18 protein-coding genes are annotated in these 16,453 nt (G+C 74.0%); 7 read left to right on the top strand and 11 right to left on the bottom strand.

All coding sequences use genetic code 11. The annotated features are described in order from the left end of the window. Positions 1-7: 7 nt before the first annotated feature. From ACIPRD_RS20980 to ACIPRD_RS20960, 5 genes are all read left to right on the top strand, one after another. The gene (locus tag ACIPRD_RS20980) at positions 8-1,192 is read left to right on the top strand and encodes an ADP-ribosylglycohydrolase family protein (RefSeq protein ID WP_356398643.1); all 1,185 of its coding nucleotides are present in this window, start codon (positions 8-10) and stop codon (positions 1,190-1,192) included. Further along, entirely contained in the window at positions 1,180-2,625 is a 1,446-nt protein-coding gene (locus tag ACIPRD_RS20975; RefSeq protein ID WP_401564936.1) for an ADP-ribosylglycohydrolase family protein, read from the top strand. Before ACIPRD_RS20980 ends, ACIPRD_RS20975 begins: the two co-directional genes overlap by 13 nt. Continuing rightward, a complete protein-coding gene (gene rbsK, locus ACIPRD_RS20970) occupies positions 2,622-3,515 on the top strand; it encodes a ribokinase (RefSeq protein WP_356398640.1) in 894 nt (297 codons plus the stop codon). The genes ACIPRD_RS20975 and rbsK overlap by 4 nt, the downstream gene beginning before the upstream one ends. A 356-nt stretch (positions 3,516-3,871) precedes the next feature. Next, positions 3,872-5,047: a CoA transferase gene (locus tag ACIPRD_RS20965; protein WP_356399114.1), complete on the top strand. Its 1,176-nt coding sequence runs from the start codon at positions 3,872-3,874 to the stop codon at positions 5,045-5,047. Next, positions 5,044-5,865, top strand: a complete 822-nt coding sequence (locus ACIPRD_RS20960; protein ID WP_356398638.1) for a CoA ester lyase — start codon at positions 5,044-5,046, stop codon at positions 5,863-5,865. Before ACIPRD_RS20965 ends, ACIPRD_RS20960 begins: the two co-directional genes overlap by 4 nt. A gap of 97 nt (positions 5,866-5,962) precedes the next feature. Here ACIPRD_RS20960 and lgt read toward each other — a convergent pair whose 3' ends face one another. The 11 genes from lgt to hisI all read right to left on the bottom strand — a co-directional run bounded on the left by lgt (position 5,963) and on the right by hisI (position 15,183). After that, positions 5,963-7,099, bottom strand: coding sequence for a prolipoprotein diacylglyceryl transferase (lgt, locus tag ACIPRD_RS20955; RefSeq protein WP_401564933.1), 1,137 nt, complete (start codon positions 7,097-7,099; stop codon positions 5,963-5,965). 85 nt (positions 7,100-7,184) lie between these two features. Continuing rightward, positions 7,185-7,958: a thioredoxin domain-containing protein gene (locus ACIPRD_RS20950; protein WP_356398634.1), complete on the bottom strand. Its 774-nt coding sequence runs from the start codon at positions 7,956-7,958 to the stop codon at positions 7,185-7,187. Positions 7,959-8,065: 107 nt separating this feature from the next. Beyond that, a complete protein-coding gene (gene trpA / locus ACIPRD_RS20945; protein ID WP_356398633.1) occupies positions 8,066-8,884 on the bottom strand; it encodes a tryptophan synthase subunit alpha in 819 nt (272 codons plus the stop codon). After that, complete coding sequence (trpB, locus tag ACIPRD_RS20940) at positions 8,881-10,164, bottom strand: tryptophan synthase subunit beta (RefSeq protein WP_356398631.1); 1,284 nt, start codon at positions 10,162-10,164, stop codon at positions 8,881-8,883. Before trpB ends, trpA begins: the two co-directional genes overlap by 4 nt. 78 nt (positions 10,165-10,242) lie before the next feature. Further along, positions 10,243-10,443 (bottom strand): tryptophan biosynthesis modulator TrpM, encoded by a 201-nt coding sequence (gene trpM, locus ACIPRD_RS20935; RefSeq protein WP_356398629.1) that lies wholly within the window; start codon positions 10,441-10,443, stop codon positions 10,243-10,245. Positions 10,444-10,464: 21 nt separating this feature from the next. Then, positions 10,465-11,274: an indole-3-glycerol phosphate synthase TrpC gene (gene trpC, locus ACIPRD_RS20930; protein ID WP_356398627.1), complete on the bottom strand. Its 810-nt coding sequence runs from the start codon at positions 11,272-11,274 to the stop codon at positions 10,465-10,467. 145 nt (positions 11,275-11,419) lie between these two features. Beyond that, on the bottom strand, positions 11,420-11,890 hold the full coding sequence (locus tag ACIPRD_RS20925; RefSeq protein ID WP_401564928.1) for a DUF2752 domain-containing protein: 471 nt from the start codon (positions 11,888-11,890) through the stop codon (positions 11,420-11,422). A 101-nt stretch (positions 11,891-11,991) separates the two neighbouring features. After that, complete coding sequence (locus ACIPRD_RS20920; RefSeq protein WP_356398625.1) at positions 11,992-12,261, bottom strand: HGxxPAAW family protein; 270 nt, start codon at positions 12,259-12,261, stop codon at positions 11,992-11,994. Between the two features lie 313 nt (positions 12,262-12,574). Beyond that, positions 12,575-13,216: a TIGR02234 family membrane protein gene (locus ACIPRD_RS20915; protein WP_401564925.1), complete on the bottom strand. Its 642-nt coding sequence runs from the start codon at positions 13,214-13,216 to the stop codon at positions 12,575-12,577. Positions 13,217-13,276: 60 nt separating this feature from the next. Further along, on the bottom strand, positions 13,277-14,758 hold the full coding sequence (locus ACIPRD_RS20910) for an anthranilate synthase component I (protein ID WP_356398621.1): 1,482 nt from the start codon (positions 14,756-14,758) through the stop codon (positions 13,277-13,279). 11 nt (positions 14,759-14,769) lie between these two features. Beyond that, positions 14,770-15,183 carry a phosphoribosyl-AMP cyclohydrolase gene (gene hisI / locus ACIPRD_RS20905; RefSeq protein WP_356398619.1) on the bottom strand — a complete coding sequence of 138 codons (414 nt, stop codon included), beginning with the start codon at positions 15,181-15,183 and terminating at the stop codon, positions 14,770-14,772. Positions 15,184-15,265: 82 nt separating this feature from the next. Between hisI and ACIPRD_RS20900 the strand changes: the two genes are divergently transcribed. Both ACIPRD_RS20900 and ACIPRD_RS20895 read left to right on the top strand, forming a co-directional pair. Further along, on the top strand, positions 15,266-15,901 hold the full coding sequence (locus ACIPRD_RS20900; RefSeq protein WP_356398617.1) for a TIGR03085 family metal-binding protein: 636 nt from the start codon (positions 15,266-15,268) through the stop codon (positions 15,899-15,901). Between the two features lie 22 nt (positions 15,902-15,923). Beyond that, positions 15,924-16,322 (top strand): VOC family protein, encoded by a 399-nt coding sequence (locus ACIPRD_RS20895; protein ID WP_356398615.1) that lies wholly within the window; start codon positions 15,924-15,926, stop codon positions 16,320-16,322. Positions 16,323-16,453: the final 131 nt, after the last annotated feature.

Genomic DNA, 16,453 nt, shown 5'->3' with positions numbered 1-16,453 from the left:
TCGGGGCATGACGCCCACAAGAGAAGAAAGCGGCGAAACGTGCCCGACCGGTCTCGGTGAACGGATCGCCGGGGCCCTGGTCGGGGCCGCCGTCGGCGACGCGCTCGGCGGCCCCGTCGAGGGGTACTCCCCCGAGCAGATCACCGAGCGGCACGGTGGCCGCGTGCACGGCGTCGTCGGCCCCTGGCACGGCGACGCCTGGCGCACCGCCCGCCCCATCGCCCCGTACCACAAGGGCGACGGCCACGTCACCGACGACACCTTGATGACCCACGCGCTGGTCCGGGTCTACTCCCGCGTCCGCGACCACCTCGACGCCTACGCCGTCGCCGAGCACCTGGTCCCGGACCTGATGACGACCCCGCGCTGGATCCCCGAGCTGGAGGCGGAGGCGCTGCCGCTGCAGCGCCTCTTCCTCGCCGAGAAGTGGCTGGTCGCCCGGCTGGCCTACGGCCACGCCGACCCCCGGGAAGCGGGCACCGGCAACATCGTCAACTGCGGTGCGGCGATGTACATGGCGCCGGTCGGCCTGGTCAACGCGGCGAACCCGGCGGCCGCGTACGCCGAGGCCCTGGACGTCGCGGGCGCGCACCAGTCGTCGTACGGCCGGGAGGCTGCCGGGGTGTTCGCCGCGGCCGTCGCCGCCGCCGCGACCCCTGGCGCGACCCCGGACTCGGTGGTGACGGAGTGCCTCGCCCTGGCCAAGGACGGCACGCGCGAGGCGATCGAGAAGGTCTGCGAAGCGGCCGTGTCCTTCGGCGACTTCGAGTCGGCGCTGGTCCCGCTCAGGGAGGCGGTGGCCCCGTACGACACGGTCGGCCCCGACTACCGCGCCCCCTCGCTCGGCGCCCGGCGCCCCTCCCGGCTGCACTCCATCGAGGAACTCCCCGTCGCGCTCGGCATGTTGCTGGTGTCCGGGGGCGACTTCCGGCACGCGGTCCTCGGCTCGGTCAACTACGGCCGCGACTGCGACTCCATCGCCACCATGGCCGGGGCCCTCGCGGGCGCCCTCGGCTCGCCCGTGCCGGAGGAGTGGTCGAAGACGGTGGCCGAGGCCAGCCGTCTGGACCTGTGGGCACCGGCCCGCGAGCTGACCGAGGTGACCGTCGAGATCTTCGCCCGGGACGTGCGGCGCCACCGCGCCCACGAGCGGGCCTTCGCACGACTGGGAGGCACGGCATGCTCCGACTGACCTGGGTCCAGCCCGAGGACCTGCTCGGCCACGAACTCCGCCAGGCCCTGCTGGACGGCCGGGAACCGTCGCGCATCGCGGCGCGCTGGCGCGCGGCCGGCGGACTGGACGCCCCGGAGCGGGCCGGCGCCTCCCCCGACCGGGCCTCGCGCTATCTGCGGCTGCTGGCGGAGGACCTCCTGGACGAACTCGCCGACCTGCCCAGCACGCTGGCCGACGACGAGCCCGCGGACCTGACGGGGATCAGGGCCGCCTGCCCGGACTGGCCTGCCGCCCTCACCCCGGCGACCGCCCCGCACCCCGGCACCGCCGACGGCACCTCCGCCGCCCCGCACGCCTGCGCGGAGCACACCGCCGCGCCCTCCTCCGCACGGACGACCCCGCGCGCCCTGGAGGCGGCCTGGCTCGGCCGGGCCGCCGGCTGCCTGCTGGGCAAGCCGGTGGAGAAACTCCCGCTGGACGCCATCCGAGAGCTGGCCCGGGCGACCGGCAACTGGCCCCTCACCACGTGGTTCACCGCGAAGGGCGTCCCCGCGGACCTGCTCGCCCGGCACCCGTGGAACCGCCGCTCGGCAGCCACCTCGCTCGCCGAGAACATCGACGGCATGCCCGAGGACGACGACCTCAACTACCCGCTGCTCAACCTCCTGCTGCTCCAGCGCCACGGCCGCGCCTTCACCACCGACGACGTGGCACGGCTCTGGCTCGACGAGCTTCCGCCCGGCCGGACCTTCACCGCCGAGCGCGTCGCCCACCGCAATCTCCTCAACGGCGTCGAACCCCCGCAGACCGCCCGCCACCGCAACCCCTTCCGCGAGTGGATCGGCGCCCTGATCCGGGCCGACGTGCACGGCTGGACCAACCCCGGCGACCCGGCGGCCGCGGCCGAGCAGGCGTACCGCGACGCGACCCTCACCCACACCGGCAACGGCGTGTACGCGGCGATGTTCACGGCCGCGGTCATCGCCGCGGCGGCCACCGGCACCGCGGACGTCCACGCCTGCCTGCGCGCCGGACGCGCGGTGGTCCCGGCGCGCTCCCGGCTGGCCGGGGCCCTCGGTCACGCCCTCGAACTGGCCTCCCGGCACACGGACTTCGACGACGTGGTGGACGGGCTCCACGCCGTCTACTCCGCCACCCACCACTGGGTGCACGCCCTGCCCAACACCGCCCTCACCGTCGCCGCCCTCGCCCACGCGGACGGCGACTTCACCGGCTCTGTCTGCCGTGCGGTGTCGGGCGGCTGGGACACGGACTCCAACGGCGCGACCGCCGGCAGCGTCGCCGGTCTGCTCGCGGGCTCCCCGGACGCGCTGCCCGAGCGCTGGCGTGCCCCGCTGAAGAACCGGCTCGCCACCTCCGTCGCGGACTTCGACGGCAGCGGCTTCGACACCCTCGCCCACCTCACCCACCTGGAGGCGACCCGCCCATGACCCACATCGCCGTCCTCGGCAGCACGAACATGGACCTCGTCACCTTCGTCGCCAAGGCCCCGCAGCGCGGTGAGACGGTGACGGGACGGGAGTTCCGTACGATCCCCGGCGGCAAGGGCGCCAACCAGGCGATCGCGGCGGCCCGCGCCGGCGCCACCGTGTCGATGATCGGCGCGGTCGGCAACGACGCCTACGGCGTGCGCCTGCGCGACACCCTCGAACACTCCGGCGTGGACACCGACTCCCTGCGGACGGTCGAGGGCCAGTCGGGCACCGCGCACATCGTGGTGGACGACGAGGGCGGCAACGCGATCGTCGTCGTCCCCGGCGCGAACGGCACCGTCGACCACCTCTCCCCGGGCGACGAGGGCGTCATCTCCTCCGCCGACGCCCTGCTGCTGCAGCTGGAGATCCCGCTCGACGCGGTCGTCGCGGGCGCGGAGGCGGCCCGCAGGCACGGGGTCCGTACGATCCTGACGCCCGCCCCCGCCCAGCCGCTGCCGCCCGAGCTGTTCGCGGCGGCCGACCTGCTGGTCCCCAACGAGTACGAGGCGGTCACCCTCACCGGGCGCACCGACCCGCGCGAGGCGGCCGCCGCCCTGCTGGAGGTGGTCCCGGCGGTCGTGGTCACCCTGGGCGAGGCCGGAGTCCTGTACGTCGCCCGGGGCGCCGAACCGCTGGCCGTCCCCGCGCCGCGGGTCACCGCGCTGGACACGACCGGCGCGGGCGACACCTTCGTGGGCGCGCTCGCGGTCGCCTTCGCCGAGGAGAAGCCGGTGCGCGAGGCACTGACCTGGGCCGCCGCCGCGGCCGCGGTGTCCGTGCAACGGGAGGGGGCGTCGGCGTCGATGCCGTACCGCCCGGAGATCGAGGCGCAGTACACCGCATGAACACGAGCCCGCTCCCCGGGGACACCCCCCGCACTCCCCCGTCCCCCGCCGCTCCCGCGCACCCCCTCTCCTCCGCGCGCCCCTCTCCTCCGTCCCCCGTCTCCCCCGCGCGCCCCTCTTCTCCGTCCCCCGTCTCCCCCGCGCGCCCCTCTTCTCCGTCCTCCGTCTCCCCCGCGCATCCCGCTTCTCCGCACCCCGTCTCCTCCGCACACCCCACTTCTCCGTCCCCGAGTACCTCCGCCTCCTCCGCCTCCGTCCCCTCTGCTTCCCCGGCGCCCCCTGCTTCCCCGGCATCCCCTGCTTCTCCGGCGCCCCGCCCCGCCGCCGCTCCGGCGGGATCCGCGCCCGTCCGGCCTCTGGACGGGCTGCGGGTGCTCGACCTGGCCACGCTCTTCGCCGGTCCGATGGCGGCCACGCTCCTCGGTGACTTCGGCGCCGAGGTGATCAAGGTGGAGCATCCGGGGCGGCCCGACCCCTCGCGCGGCCACGGCCCGTCCAAGGACGGGGTGGGCCTGTGGTGGAAGGTGCTCGGCCGCAACAAACGGACGATCACCCTCGATCTGTCCAGGCCCGGCGGCCGGGCCACCCTGCTGCGGCTCGCCGCCACCGCCGACGTGGTGATCGAGAACTTCCGCCCCGGCACCCTGGAGAAGTGGGACCTGGGCTGGCCGGAGCTGTCCGCCGTCAATCCACGGCTGGTCCTCGCCCGGGTCACGGCGTTCGGGCAGTTCGGCCCGTACGCGCACCGGCCCGGCTTCGGCACCCTCGCCGAGGCGATGAGCGGCTTCGCGGCCCTCACCGGCGAACCGGACGCGCCCCCGACGCTCCCGCCGTTCGGGCTCGCCGACTCGATCGCGGGCCTGACGACCGCCTACGCCGTCATGACGGCGCTGGCGGCGCGGGAGCGGACCGGCGAGGGCCAGGTCGTGGACATGGCGATCATCGAGCCGATGCTCGCGGTCGTCGGACCCCAGCCGACCTGGTACGACCAGCTCGGCTACGTCCAGGAACGCACCGGCAACCGCTCGGCGAACAACGCCCCGCGCAACACCTACCGCACCGCCGACGGCTCCTGGGTCGCCGTCTCCACCTCCGCGCAGTCGGTGGCGGAGCGGGTCGTACGGCTGGTGGGCCGGCCGGAGCTGGCCGAGGAGCCGTGGTTCGCCACCGGCGCGGAGCGCGCCGCGCACGCGGACGTGCTCGACGGGGCGGTCGCCCCGTGGATCGCGGCCCGCACCCGCGAGGAGGTCCTGGCGGCCTTCGAGAAGGCGGAGGCCGCGGTGGCCCCCGTCCAGGACGTCCGGGACGTGCTGGACGACCCGCAGTACCAGGCGCTGGACACGGTCACCACCGTGCCCGACCCGGAGCTGGGGCCGCTGCGCATGCAGAACGTCCTCTTCCGGCTCTCCGCCACCCCCGGCGCGATCCGCTGGGCCGGCCGTCCGCACGGCGCCGACACCGAGGCCGTCCTCACGGAGCTGGGCCTGACCCCGTCCGACCTGCACGCCCTGCGCGAGGAGGGTGCCCTGTGACCGAGCTCCCGAAGTCCCCCCTCACCTGGCTGTACGTCCCCGGGGACCGCCCGCACGTGGTGACCAAGGCGCTGGCCGCGGGCGCCGACGTGGTGGTGATCGACCTGGAGGACGCGGTCGGCCCGGACCGCAAGGAGTACGCCCGCGCCGCCACCGCCGAGCGCCTCGCCGATCCGCAGCAGGTCCCCGTGCACGTCCGCCTCAACGCCCTGGACAGCGAGCGGGCGGCGGCGGACCTCGCCGCGCTGGCCGGGCTGCCGGGAGTGGCCGGGCTGCGGCTGCCCAAGGTGTCGTCGGCGGCCGAGATCCGGCAGATCGCCGTGGCCACCCCGCTGCCGCTGTACGCGCTGCTGGAGTCGGCCCTCGGCATCGAGCACGCCTACGCGATCGCGACCGCCCACCCGTCGCTGCGGGGCATCTCGCTGGGGGAGGCCGATCTCCGGGCCGATCTCGGGGTGCGGGCCGACGCGGGGCTCGACTGGTCGCGCTCCCGGGTGGTCGTCGCCGCCCGCGCGGCCGGCCTGGCGCCGCCGGCCCAGTCCGTCCACCCCGACATCCGCGACCTGGACGGCCTCGCCGCCTCCTGCGCCCACGGCCGCACCCTCGGCTTCCTGGGCCGCGCGGCGATCCACCCCCGCCAGCTCCCCGTGATCGAACGCGCCTACCTCCCGACCTCCTACGAGATCGAGGAGGCCGAGACGGTCCTGAAGGCGGCGGCCGCGGACCAGGGCGCCCAGGCGCTGCCCGACGGGCGTTTCATCGACGCGGCGGCGGTCGCGCAGGCTCAGCGGATCCTGTCCCTGACCCGGAGGGGCTGAGGCGTCCCGGCGGCGGGGCCGCCGTTCACGCGCCGCACACGCCGAAGGGCGCCCGGTACGGTTCCGGGCGCCCTTCGGCAGATGTACGACGGGGTCGTCAGCTCTTCTTCGCCGGCTCCGCGGCGTCCTTCGCCGCCACGGGAGCGGTCCCGGAGCCGGCCTCGGCGTCGTTCGCCGCGTCCGTCTCGTCCGTGCCGCCCTCGGGCGCGGCGTGGTCGGCGGCCTTGCCGGTGTCCACGGTCCCGGCCCTGCCCTCGGACTTCGTCCCGGCCTTGGTCCCGGTCTTGTCCTCGGACTTTGTCCCGGCCTTGGTCTCGGCCTTGGTCTCGGACTCGGTTCCGCTCTCGGCCTCGGCCGCGGTCTCGTCCTCGGCGCGCTCGGCCCCGGCGTCGGAGGCGTCCTCCGTGCCGGCGTCGGGGCCGGCCGGTTCGACCTCGGCCTCGATGCCGGGCCGCAGCCTCGCGGACAGCACCATGTAGACGACCGCCAGCAGGAAGACGATCAGGGCGGTCCAGTCGTTGAGGCGCAGGCCCAGGATGTGGTGGGCGTCGTCGACGCGCATGTACTCGATCCAGCCGCGGCCCACGCAGTAGGCGGCGACGTACAGGGCGAAGGTCCGCCCGTGACCGAGCTGGAAGCGGCGGCCGGCCCAGATGGTGAGGAAGCCGACGCCGATGCACCACAGGGACTCGTACAGGAAGGTCGGGTGGTAGTAGCCCGGCACCCGGCCGCCCTCGGAGGAGGTGATGTGCAGCGCCCACGGGACGTGGGTCGGGCGGCCGTACAGCTCCTGGTTGAACCAGTTGCCCCAGCGGCCCATGGCCTGCGCGAACGCGATGCCGGGGGCGATGGCGTCGGCGTAGGCGGGCAGCGGGATGCCCCGGCGGCGGCAGCCGATCCAGGCGCCGACCGCGCCGAGGGCGATCGCGCCCCAGATGCCCAGGCCGCCCTCCCACACCTTGAAGGCGTTCACCCAGTCACGGCCCTCGCTGAAGTACAGCTCGTAGTCCGTGATCACGTGGTAGAGGCGGCCGCCGACGAGACCGAACGGCACGGCCCAGACCGCGATGTCGGCCACCGTGCCGGGGCGGCCGCCACGGGCGATCCAGCGCTTGTTGCCGAGCCATACGGCGATGAAGACGCCGATGATGATGCAGAAGGCGTAACCGCGCAGCGGAACGGGGCCGAGGTACAGCACCCCGTGCGACGGGCTGGGAATGTAGGCAAGTTCCATGGCAGGGTCGACGCTACCGTGCCGGGCCGGGTGGACGGCAGGCGGACCGGCTACGGCTCCATAACGGGCGCGTGAGAAAACACGCTTACCCTCGGTCGGCCTCCTCCACCATCTGCTTGAGCTTGTCGGGCGTCATGGTCTGGTCCGCGTAGATGTTCTTCCCGCCGAACAGCACGGTCGGTGTCCCGGTGAAGCCGCCGGCCTGGAAGGCCGCGTGGGACTTGTCGACCCAGCTGTTGTGCGTGCCGTTCTTCACACACGCCCGGAAGGCGGGGGTGTCCAGGCCCGGCACCTTGCCGGCCAGCTGGATCAGCTTCGCGTCGTCGAAGGCGTCGCTGCTCTCCGGGGGCTGGTTGGCGTACAGCACGTCGTGGTACTCGCGGAACTTCCCGGCGTCCTGGGCGCAGGCCGCCGCGTTGCCTGCGCGCAGCGAGCCGGTGCCGCCGAGGTTGCCGTCGATCAGCCGGACCAGGTGGTAGTCGATCCGGAGCTTGCCCGCGTCGGTCAGTTCGTGCAGGACCGGGCGGTAGCGCGTCTCGAAGTCCTGGCAGGCCGGGCAGCGGAAGTCCTCCCAGACCGTGAGCGTGGCCTTGGCCCCGTCCTTGCCGACCGGGATCGCGAGGCTGTCCTTGCCCTGCGCCCCGGAGGGCGCGACGACGGGCCCGGAGCCGGTGCTCGCCTTCTTCTTGCCCGCGTTCGCGGCGACCACGCCGATCACCGCCGCGAGCCCGAGGACGCAGACCACGCTCGCGCCCACGATCAGCGCGCGCCGGCGCTTCTCCGCGGACTTCTGCTTCTCGCGCTCGACCGCCAGCCGCTCGCGGGCGGTCCGCTTTCCGTCACGGTTCTTCTCGCTCACACCCCCAGAACGAACCGGGGAGGCGCAGCGCGCCTCCCCGGCCGGAGGTCCACCCGTTCGAGTGACCGGGCACACGGAGTGACGGAGCGCCGGGCGCTCCCGTACGGCTACGCCCGGCGGCGCACGCCCTTCGCCAGATCGGCGGCGAGCTCGCGGACCGCCTCGACACCGGCGGCGTCGTCGGGCGCGTCCAGCATCCGCTTGACGAACGCCGAGCCGACGATGACGCCGTCGGCGAAGCCCGCGACCTCGGCGGCCTGGGTGGCATCGGAGACGCCGAGGCCGACGCAGACCGGGAGGCCGCTGCCGGTGGCCCGGGTGCGGTCCACCAGGTCGTGGGCCTGCGCGCCGACGGACTCACGGGTGCCGGTGACGCCCATCAGCGAGGCGGCGTAGACGAAGCCGCTGCCCGCCGCGGTGATCTCGGCGAGCCGTGCGTCCCTGCTGCTGGGGGCGACGACGAAGACCGTGCCGAGACCGTGCTTCTCGGCATGCTCGCGCCACAGCGCCGACTCCTGGACGGGGAGGTCGGGCAGGATGCAGCCCGCGCCGCCCGCCTCGGCCAGCTCGGCGGTGAAGCGCTCCACGCCGTAGCGGTCGATGGGGTTCCAGTAGGTCATGATCAGCACCGGCTTGCCGGTGGCCTCGTGGGCCTCGCGGACGGTGCGCATGACGTCGGCGATCTTCACGCCGCCGCGCAGCGCGATGTCGTCGGCGGTCTGGATGACCGGGCCGTCGAGGACCGGGTCGCTGTGCGGCAGGCCGACCTCGACGACGTCGGCGCCGCCGTCGAAGGCGGCCTTGATCGCCTCGATGCCGCCGTCCACGGTCGGGAACCCGGCCGGGAGGTAGGCGATGAGCGCGGCGCGCCCCTCCGCCTTCGCGGCGGCGAGGGTGTCCGACAGCAGCTGGATGTTCCCGCTCACTTGGCGTCTCCCTCGATCTCGGCGGTGCCGGCTTCGTCGGCGGGTACCTCGGCGTCGGTGTCGTAGAGGCCGAAGTAGCGGGCGGCGGTGTCCATGTCCTTGTCACCGCGGCCCGAGAGGTTGACGACGATCAGGCCGTCCGGGCCCAGCTCCCTGCCGACCTCCAGGGCGCCGGCGAGGGCGTGGGCGCTCTCGATGGCCGGGATGATGCCCTCGGTGCGCGACAGCAGGCGCAGGGCCTGCATGGCGGCGTCGTCGGTGACCGCGCGGTACTCGCCGCGGCCGGAGTCCTTGAGGTAGGCGTGCTCGGGGCCGATGCCGGGGTAGTCCAGGCCGGCCGAGATCGAGTACGGCTCGGTGATCTGGCCCTCCTCGTCCTGCAGGACGTAGGAGCGGGAGCCGTGCAGGATGCCGGGCTCGCCCGCGGTCAGGGTGGCCGCGTGCTCGCCGGTCTCCACGCCGTGTCCGGCGGGCTCGCAGCCGATCAGGCGGACGTCCGCGTCGGGGATGAAGGCGTGGAAGAGGCCGATGGCGTTGGAGCCGCCGCCGACGCAGGCGATGGCGGCGTCGGGCAGCCGGCCGGCCTGTTCGAGGATCTGGCGGCGGGCCTCCACGCCGATGACGCGGTGGAAGTCGCGGACCATCGCCGGGAACGGGTGAGGTCCCGCGACGGTGCCGAACAGGTAGTGGGTGCTGTCGACGTTGGCGACCCAGTCGCGGAAGGCCTCGTTGATGGCGTCCTTCAGCGTGCGGCTGCCGGACTTCACCGCGACGACCTCGGCGCCGAGCATGCGCATGCGGGCCACGTTGAGGGCCTGGCGCTGGGTGTCGATCTCGCCCATGTAGATGGTGCATTCGAGGCCGAACAGGGCGCAGGCGGTGGCGGTGGCGACGCCGTGCTGGCCGGCGCCGGTCTCCGCGATGACGCGGGTCTTGCCCATGCGCTTGGTGAGCAGGGCCTGCCCGAGCACGTTGTTGATCTTGTGGGATCCGGTGTGGTTGAGGTCCTCGCGCTTGAGGAACACCCGTGCGCCACCGGCGTGTTCGGCGAACCGCGGCACCTCGGTGAGGGAGCTGGGGCGGCCGGTGTAGTGGACGAGCAGGTCGTCGAGCTCGCGGGCGAACTCGGGGTCGGCCTTCGCCTTGTCGTACTCGACGGCGACCTCGTCCACGGCGGCGACCAGGGCCTCCGGGATGAACTTGCCGCCGAACGCGCCGAAGTAGCCCTCGGCGGTGGGGACGTGACCTTCCGGGTCAGGGAAGAAGTAGTTGCTGGGCATGCCAGTACCTCACGGTGAGTGTGTGGAAAGAACACTGTTCGCCGTGGGGGCGGGGTGTGGTGTGTCGGCCGCGGACCGTCAGTGGGCGATCGCGCGGTTCCCCGCGCCCCTGAAGGGCGACCGCTGCCATCGCATGCCGTTGATCTGACCGGGCTCGGCGCCGATGTGGTACCGGACCCTGCGGCCGTGGACCCTGCGGGCCGGGGCACGGCAGCCCCGCGGCCGGCAGCCGCGCGCGAGGCGGGCGTGCCGGTCGACGGTGGTGAGGGTCCGGTTCATCGGCGTCAGCTTACCGGCTGGTCAGCTGCGGCCGTGCCGGAGCGCGGGGTGCTCCCCGGCCGCGACCAGGTCGGCGACGGCCGTCTTGGGGTCGCGTCCGGTGACGAGGGACTCGCCGACCAGGACCGCGTCGGCGCCCGCGTTCGCGTAGGCGATCAGGTCGTGCGGTCCGCGCACGCCGGACTCGGCCACCTTGACGATGTGGTCGGGGATCTCCGGGGCGACCCGCTCGAACGTGCCGCGGTCGACCTCCAGGGTCTTGAGGTTGCGCGCGTTGACGCCGATGATCTTCGCGCCCGCGTCCACGGCCCGCTCGACCTCGTCCTCGTCGTGCACCTCGACCAGCGGGGTGAGGCCGATGGAGACGGCACGCTCGATCAGCGACTCCAGGGCGGGCTGCTCCAGGGCGGCCACGATCAGCAGCGCGAGGTCGGCGCCGTACGCGCGGGCCTCCCACAGCTGGTACGACGTGACGATGAAGTCCTTGCGCAGCACCGGGATGTCGACCCGGGCGCGGACGGCCTCCAGGTCGGCCAGCGAGCCGCCGAAGCGGCGCTGTTCGGTGAGGACGGAGATGACGGCGGCGCCGCCCGCCTCGTAGTCGGCGGCGAGGCCGGCCGGGTCGGCGATGGCGGCGAGCGCGCCCTTCGACGGGCTGGAGCGCTTGACCTCGCAGATGACCTTGACGCCGTCGCCCTTCAGGGCGGCCACGCCGTCCTTGGCCGCCGGCGCCTTGGCCGCGCGCTCCTTGAGCTCGTCGAGGCTGACGCGTGCCTGCCGCTCCGCGAGGTCGGCCCGGACTCCGTCGATGATCTCGTCGAGCACACTCACGCGAGCGGCCCCCTTTCAGACGGTGGTACCTACGGTGGTTCCTGACGGGTTCGAAAACCCGTGGTCACTGCGATGGTATCCGGAGCGGGGCCGAGGGTTCACCTTCACGGTCTTCGCTCCCTATACCCGGACACGCCCGGTTCGATCAAGGGTGGAGCCAGCCACCGAACGGCAGGTTCCGGACAACCGTGAAGACCAGCAGCAACGCGCCGGCGACGGCGGCCGGTACCCGTCCCGGATCCAGCCGCACGGGCCTGCCGCGCACCTCCTGGACCACCCAGGCGGTCCACAGCGCCGCGAAGGCCACATAGGCGGCCACGCCACCCGCGTTGTCGTGGAGGGCGGTGAGGAGGTCTCCGTGGACGAACGCGTGCGCGCTGCGCAGGCCGCCGCAGCCCGGGCAGTACAGGCCGGTGAACCGGTACAGGGGGCACACCGGATAGTGGCCCGGCTCGTTCGGGTCGACGGCACCGACGTAGGCGAACGCCGCGGCCACGGCCGCGAGGGTGGCGGCGGGAACGGCGAGACGCCGCCACAGCGGGCGGGGCGGGGCGGCCGCCCCCGGTGCGGCGGGCGGGGCGGGCTGGACGGGCACGGGACCGCGGTCGGCGTTCACGCGGGCATTCTGCCCGGCCGGGCCCCGTGACGCGCGCGAGGGGCGGCCCGGCACCGGTGGGGTGCGCGGGCCGCCCCTCGCGGGACGTGCGGGGCGGTCGCTCAGCTCTCGGCGCCGGCCGGCTCGCGGACCGCGGCCGGGGTGGCCGGGGCGGCCTGGTAGGTGAGGATGCCGGCCTGCTTCGGCATGCCGAGGCCCATGGCCCGCATGACGGCGCCCACGACGCCGCCGAGGGCCACGATCACCATGCCGGCCCAGAAGCCGAGCGGCTGGGCCATCACCATGAAGGCGCCCGCGACGCAGAACCCGATGAAGGCGATGGTGACGCCGGTCCAGGCGGCCGGGGTGTGACCGTGGCTGCTGCCCGCCATGACATGCTCCTCGTTGCTGTGTACGTGTCGTAGTTGGCGACGTACGTGTCGTACGTTTCCGAGCCCGTCCGTCACTGTCCGAGCCGGACGCTCGCCGTCCATTGTCCCGTACGCGTGCGGGTGCCGGACGCGGGGGTGGGGTCTGCTTCGCCACACTCCGCGCGGCCTGCCGCGGAGGGCCGGACCTGGGCCGCGGGAAGGCACCGGGGACGGCGGCCACAGGGCGGGTGCGGGGCGGGCAGCGGACGGCTGCGAGGCGGACACCGGGCGGCTGCGGGACGGGCGGCGGGGCCCGGCGGGCGGGCCCCGGGGCTCAGGCTCCGGTGGGGTCCTCGCCGCGGTCCAGGGCCTTCCAGATCTCCTCGGGACGCTCGGGGTCGACGGGCCGGGCCGTGCGCCGCGGACGCTCGCCGCCGCGCTCGTAGCGCCCGGACATCGCGGGCCACAGGCTGCCGTAGCGCAGGGCGAGCAGTCCGGCGAGCAGGATCAGCACACCGCCGGCGGCCGCGACGTACGGCCAGCCGGTGTGGGTGAGCGCGGCCACGGTGGCGGAGGCGTCGCCGGTGGCCTCGGCGGCCTTGTCGTCCAGCGCGGTGCTGTCCGAGGCGCCGGAGAGCGCGGCGGCGACGATGCCGGCGCCGGAGAGCGCGAGCAGGGCGGCGACGAGGAGGCGGCCCGCCCGGCGCACGGCGAACACGGCGACGAGCGCGGCGAGGCCGACGACGGCGAGGGCGGCGGGGACGCCGGTGACGTCGCTGCCCTTGGCGATCAGCGGGAACGCTCCGCCGGCCACCGTCGTGGTGCCCTCCGACCAGCGCTGCCGGGTCGCGAGCAGGGAGACGGCCGCGCCGAGCGCACCGAACAGCAGGGCCAGGGCGAGGCTGCGCCGGCCGGACCGGACGGGTGCGGCGGCCGTCGAGGAGTCTGCACGGGGGTGGGGTACGGCAGTAGTCACGCCCTCCACTATCGCCTGAACCCCGGGCGAAGTGTCACCCGGGGTTCGTCACGGCTCCGCTCAAGGCCGTCCCAGCCGGTTGGCGGTGTGCACCGCGCGCAGCACGGCGGCCGCCTTGTTGCGGCACTCGTTGTCCTCGGCGACCGGGTCGGAGTCGGCGACGATCCCGGCGCCGGCCTGCACGTACGCGGTGCCGTCCCGGAGCAGGGCGGTGCGGATGGCGATGGCGGTGTCGGAGTCGCCGGCGAAGTCGAGGTAGCCGACGCAGCCGCCGTACAGGCCGCGGCGGGAGGGTTCGAGTTCGTCGATGATCTGCATGGCGCGGGGCTTGGGGGCGCCGGAGAGGGTGCCCGCCGGGAAGCAGGCGGTGAGCACGTCGAAGGCGGTGCGGCCGTCGGCGACCTTGCCGGTGACCGTCGAGACGATGTGCATCACGTGGGAGTAGCGCTCGATCGACATGAAGTCGACGACCTCCACCGAGCCGGGTTCGCAGACCCGGCCGAGGTCGTTGCGGCCGAGGTCGACGAGCATGAGGTGCTCGGCGCGCTCCTTGGGGTCGGCGAGCAGTTCCTCGGCGAGCGCCTGGTCCTCCTGCGGTCCGGCCCCGCGGTGCCGGGTGCCGGCGATGGGGTGGACCATCGCGCGCCCGTCCTCGACCTTGACCAGCGCCTCGGGCGAGGAGCCGACGACGTCGAAGCCGTCGAAGCGGAACAGGTACATGTACGGGGAGGGGTTGGTGGCCCGCAGGACCCGGTACACGTCCAGCGCGCTCGCGGTGACCGGGGTCTCGAAGCGCTGCGAGGGCACGACCTGGAAGGCCTCGCCGGCGCGGATGCGCTCCTTGACGTCCTCGACGGCCTGCTGGAAGTCGGGGCCGCCCCACAGCGCGGTGTAGTCGGGCAGTTCGGAGGGCGGCAGGACGGCCGGGGGCTGGGCGACCGGGCGGGCCAGGTCGGCCTCCATGGCGTCCAGGCGGGCGACGGCGTCGGCCCAGGCCTCGTCGACGCCGGTGTCGAGGTCGTTGTGGTTGATCGCGTTGGCGATCAGCAGGACCGAGCCCTCCCAGTGGTCCATCACGGCGAGGTCGCTGGTGAGGAGCATGGTCAGCTCGGGCAGCTTCAGGTCGTCGCGCTCGCCGGGGCCGATCTTCTCCAGGCGGCGGACGATGTCGTAGCCGAGGTAGCCGACCATGCCGCCGGTGAAGGGGGGCAGGTCCTCCTGGTGCGGGGTGTGCAGGGCCTGGAGGGTGGCGCGCAGGGCGGCGAGCGGGTCGCCGTCGACGGGGACGCCGACGGGCGGCGTGCCGAGCCAGTGGGCCTGGCCGTCGCGCTCGGTCAGGGTCCCGGCGGACCGGACACCGACGAAGGAGTAGCGGGACCAGGAGCGGCCGTTCTCGGCGGACTCCAGCAGGAACGTGCCGGTGCGCTCGGCGGCGAGCTTGCGGTAGAGGGCGACCGGGGTGTCGCCGTCGGCGAGGAGCTTGCGGGTGACCGGGACGACGCGCCGGTCGGCGGCGAGCTTGCGGAAGGTCTCGAGATCCATGGCGGCAGACCTTACTGATCCGAGGCGGGGGTGCCGGGAACGCCGGAGGCGCTGCCGTCCTTCAGCAGGACGTCGGCGTCGAAGCAGGTGCGGTCGCCGGTGTGGCAGGCAGCGTCCACCTGGTCCACCTTGACCAGCAGGGTGTCGGCGTCGCAGTCCAGGGCGACGGACCTGACCCACTGGTAGTGCCCGGAGGTGTCGCCCTTGACCCAGTACTCCTGCCGGCTGCGGGACCAGTACGTGCAGCGGCCGGTGGTCAGGGTGCGGTGCAGTGCCTCGTCGTCCATCCAGCCGAGCATGAGCACCTCGCCGGTGTCGTACTGCTGGGCGATGGCGGGGACGAGTCCGTCGGCGTCGCGCTTGAGGCGGGCGGCGATCTCGGGATCGAGGCTGGTGGGGCGGGGGCTGCCGGTCGTACGGGTCATGGGTGCCATTGTGCCGCGTGAGAGCGGCGGTCACGGTGCGTGTCCGCTGGGCAGACGTTTTGTATGGTCGTACGCTGGCCCCATGTCGACCTTCGCCAAGCGTGAACGGCTGCTGCTCGCCGACCTTTTGGAAACCGTCGGACCAAACGCCCCGACCCTGTGCGAGGGGTGGCGCACGCGGGACCTGGCCGCGCACGTGGTGGTGCGCGAGCGGCGCCCGGACGCGGCCGGCGGCCTCGTCATCAAGCAGCTCGCGCCGCGGCTGGACCGGGTGATGGCGGAGTACGCGGAGAAGCCGTACGAGGAACTGGTGCAGCTGATCCGCACGGGGCCGCCGCGGTTCTCACCGTTCAAGCTGAAGCAGATCGACGAGGCGGCGAACACGGTCGAGTTCTACGTCCACACCGAGGACGTCCGCCGGGCGCAGCCCGACTGGAGCCCGCGCGAGCTGGACCCGGTGTTCCAGGACGCCCTGTGGTCGGCGCTGGAGCGTTCGGCCCGGATGATGGACCGGGGCGCGCCCACCGGCCTGGTGCTGCGCTGCCCGGACGGCCGCACGGCGGTGGCGCACCGGGGCACCCCGGTGGTCACGGTGACCGGCGAGCCCTCGGAGCTGCTGATGTACGCGTACGGCAGGCAGGGCGTCGCCCGGGTGGCCCTGGAGGGGGACGCGGACGCGGTCGAGAAGATGAACGAGTCCAGGCAGCTGGGCATCTGAGAGCCCCGGGAACGGCGCCGCCATGATCAAGGTCGCGATGACCCATGTGTACGTGGAGGACGTGGCGAAGGCGCACGCCTTCTACACCGAGGTCCTGGGGTTCGAGACGCGGCTGCACATGGACCTCGGCGACGGCACGCTGTTCGTCACGGTCGGCGCGCCGCACGGGGCCCAGCGGGACGTGCAGTTGCTGCTGGAGCCGGGCCAGGGACCCGTCGCCGAGCCGTACCGGACGGCGCTGTACGACGCCGGGATCCCCTGCATCGTCTTCTCGGTGACCGACCTGCCCGGGGAGTACGAGCGGCTGCGCGGCCTGGGCGTCCGCTTCACGCATCCCCCGCAGGCGCAGGGGCCGGTACTGGCGGCGGTGTTCGACGACACGGTCGGCAACCTGGTCCAGCTGACGGAGCCGCTGGGCTGAACACCGGCGTGCGGACGGGGAGTCCGGCCGCGCCCGCGGACGGCCGCCGTGTCCGTGCTGACGGACGGCCGCCGTGGCCGTGCTCGCGGACGGCCGCCGTCGCCGTGCTCGCGGACGGCCGCCGTCGCCGT

It is taken from the genome of Streptomyces sp. NPDC090108, from assembly GCF_044747185.1.
Lineage (GTDB): Bacteria > Actinomycetota > Actinomycetes > Streptomycetales > Streptomycetaceae > Streptomyces.
Note: the sequence above shows the minus strand (reverse complement) of the source record. Positions and strands in the feature narration are given on the sequence as shown.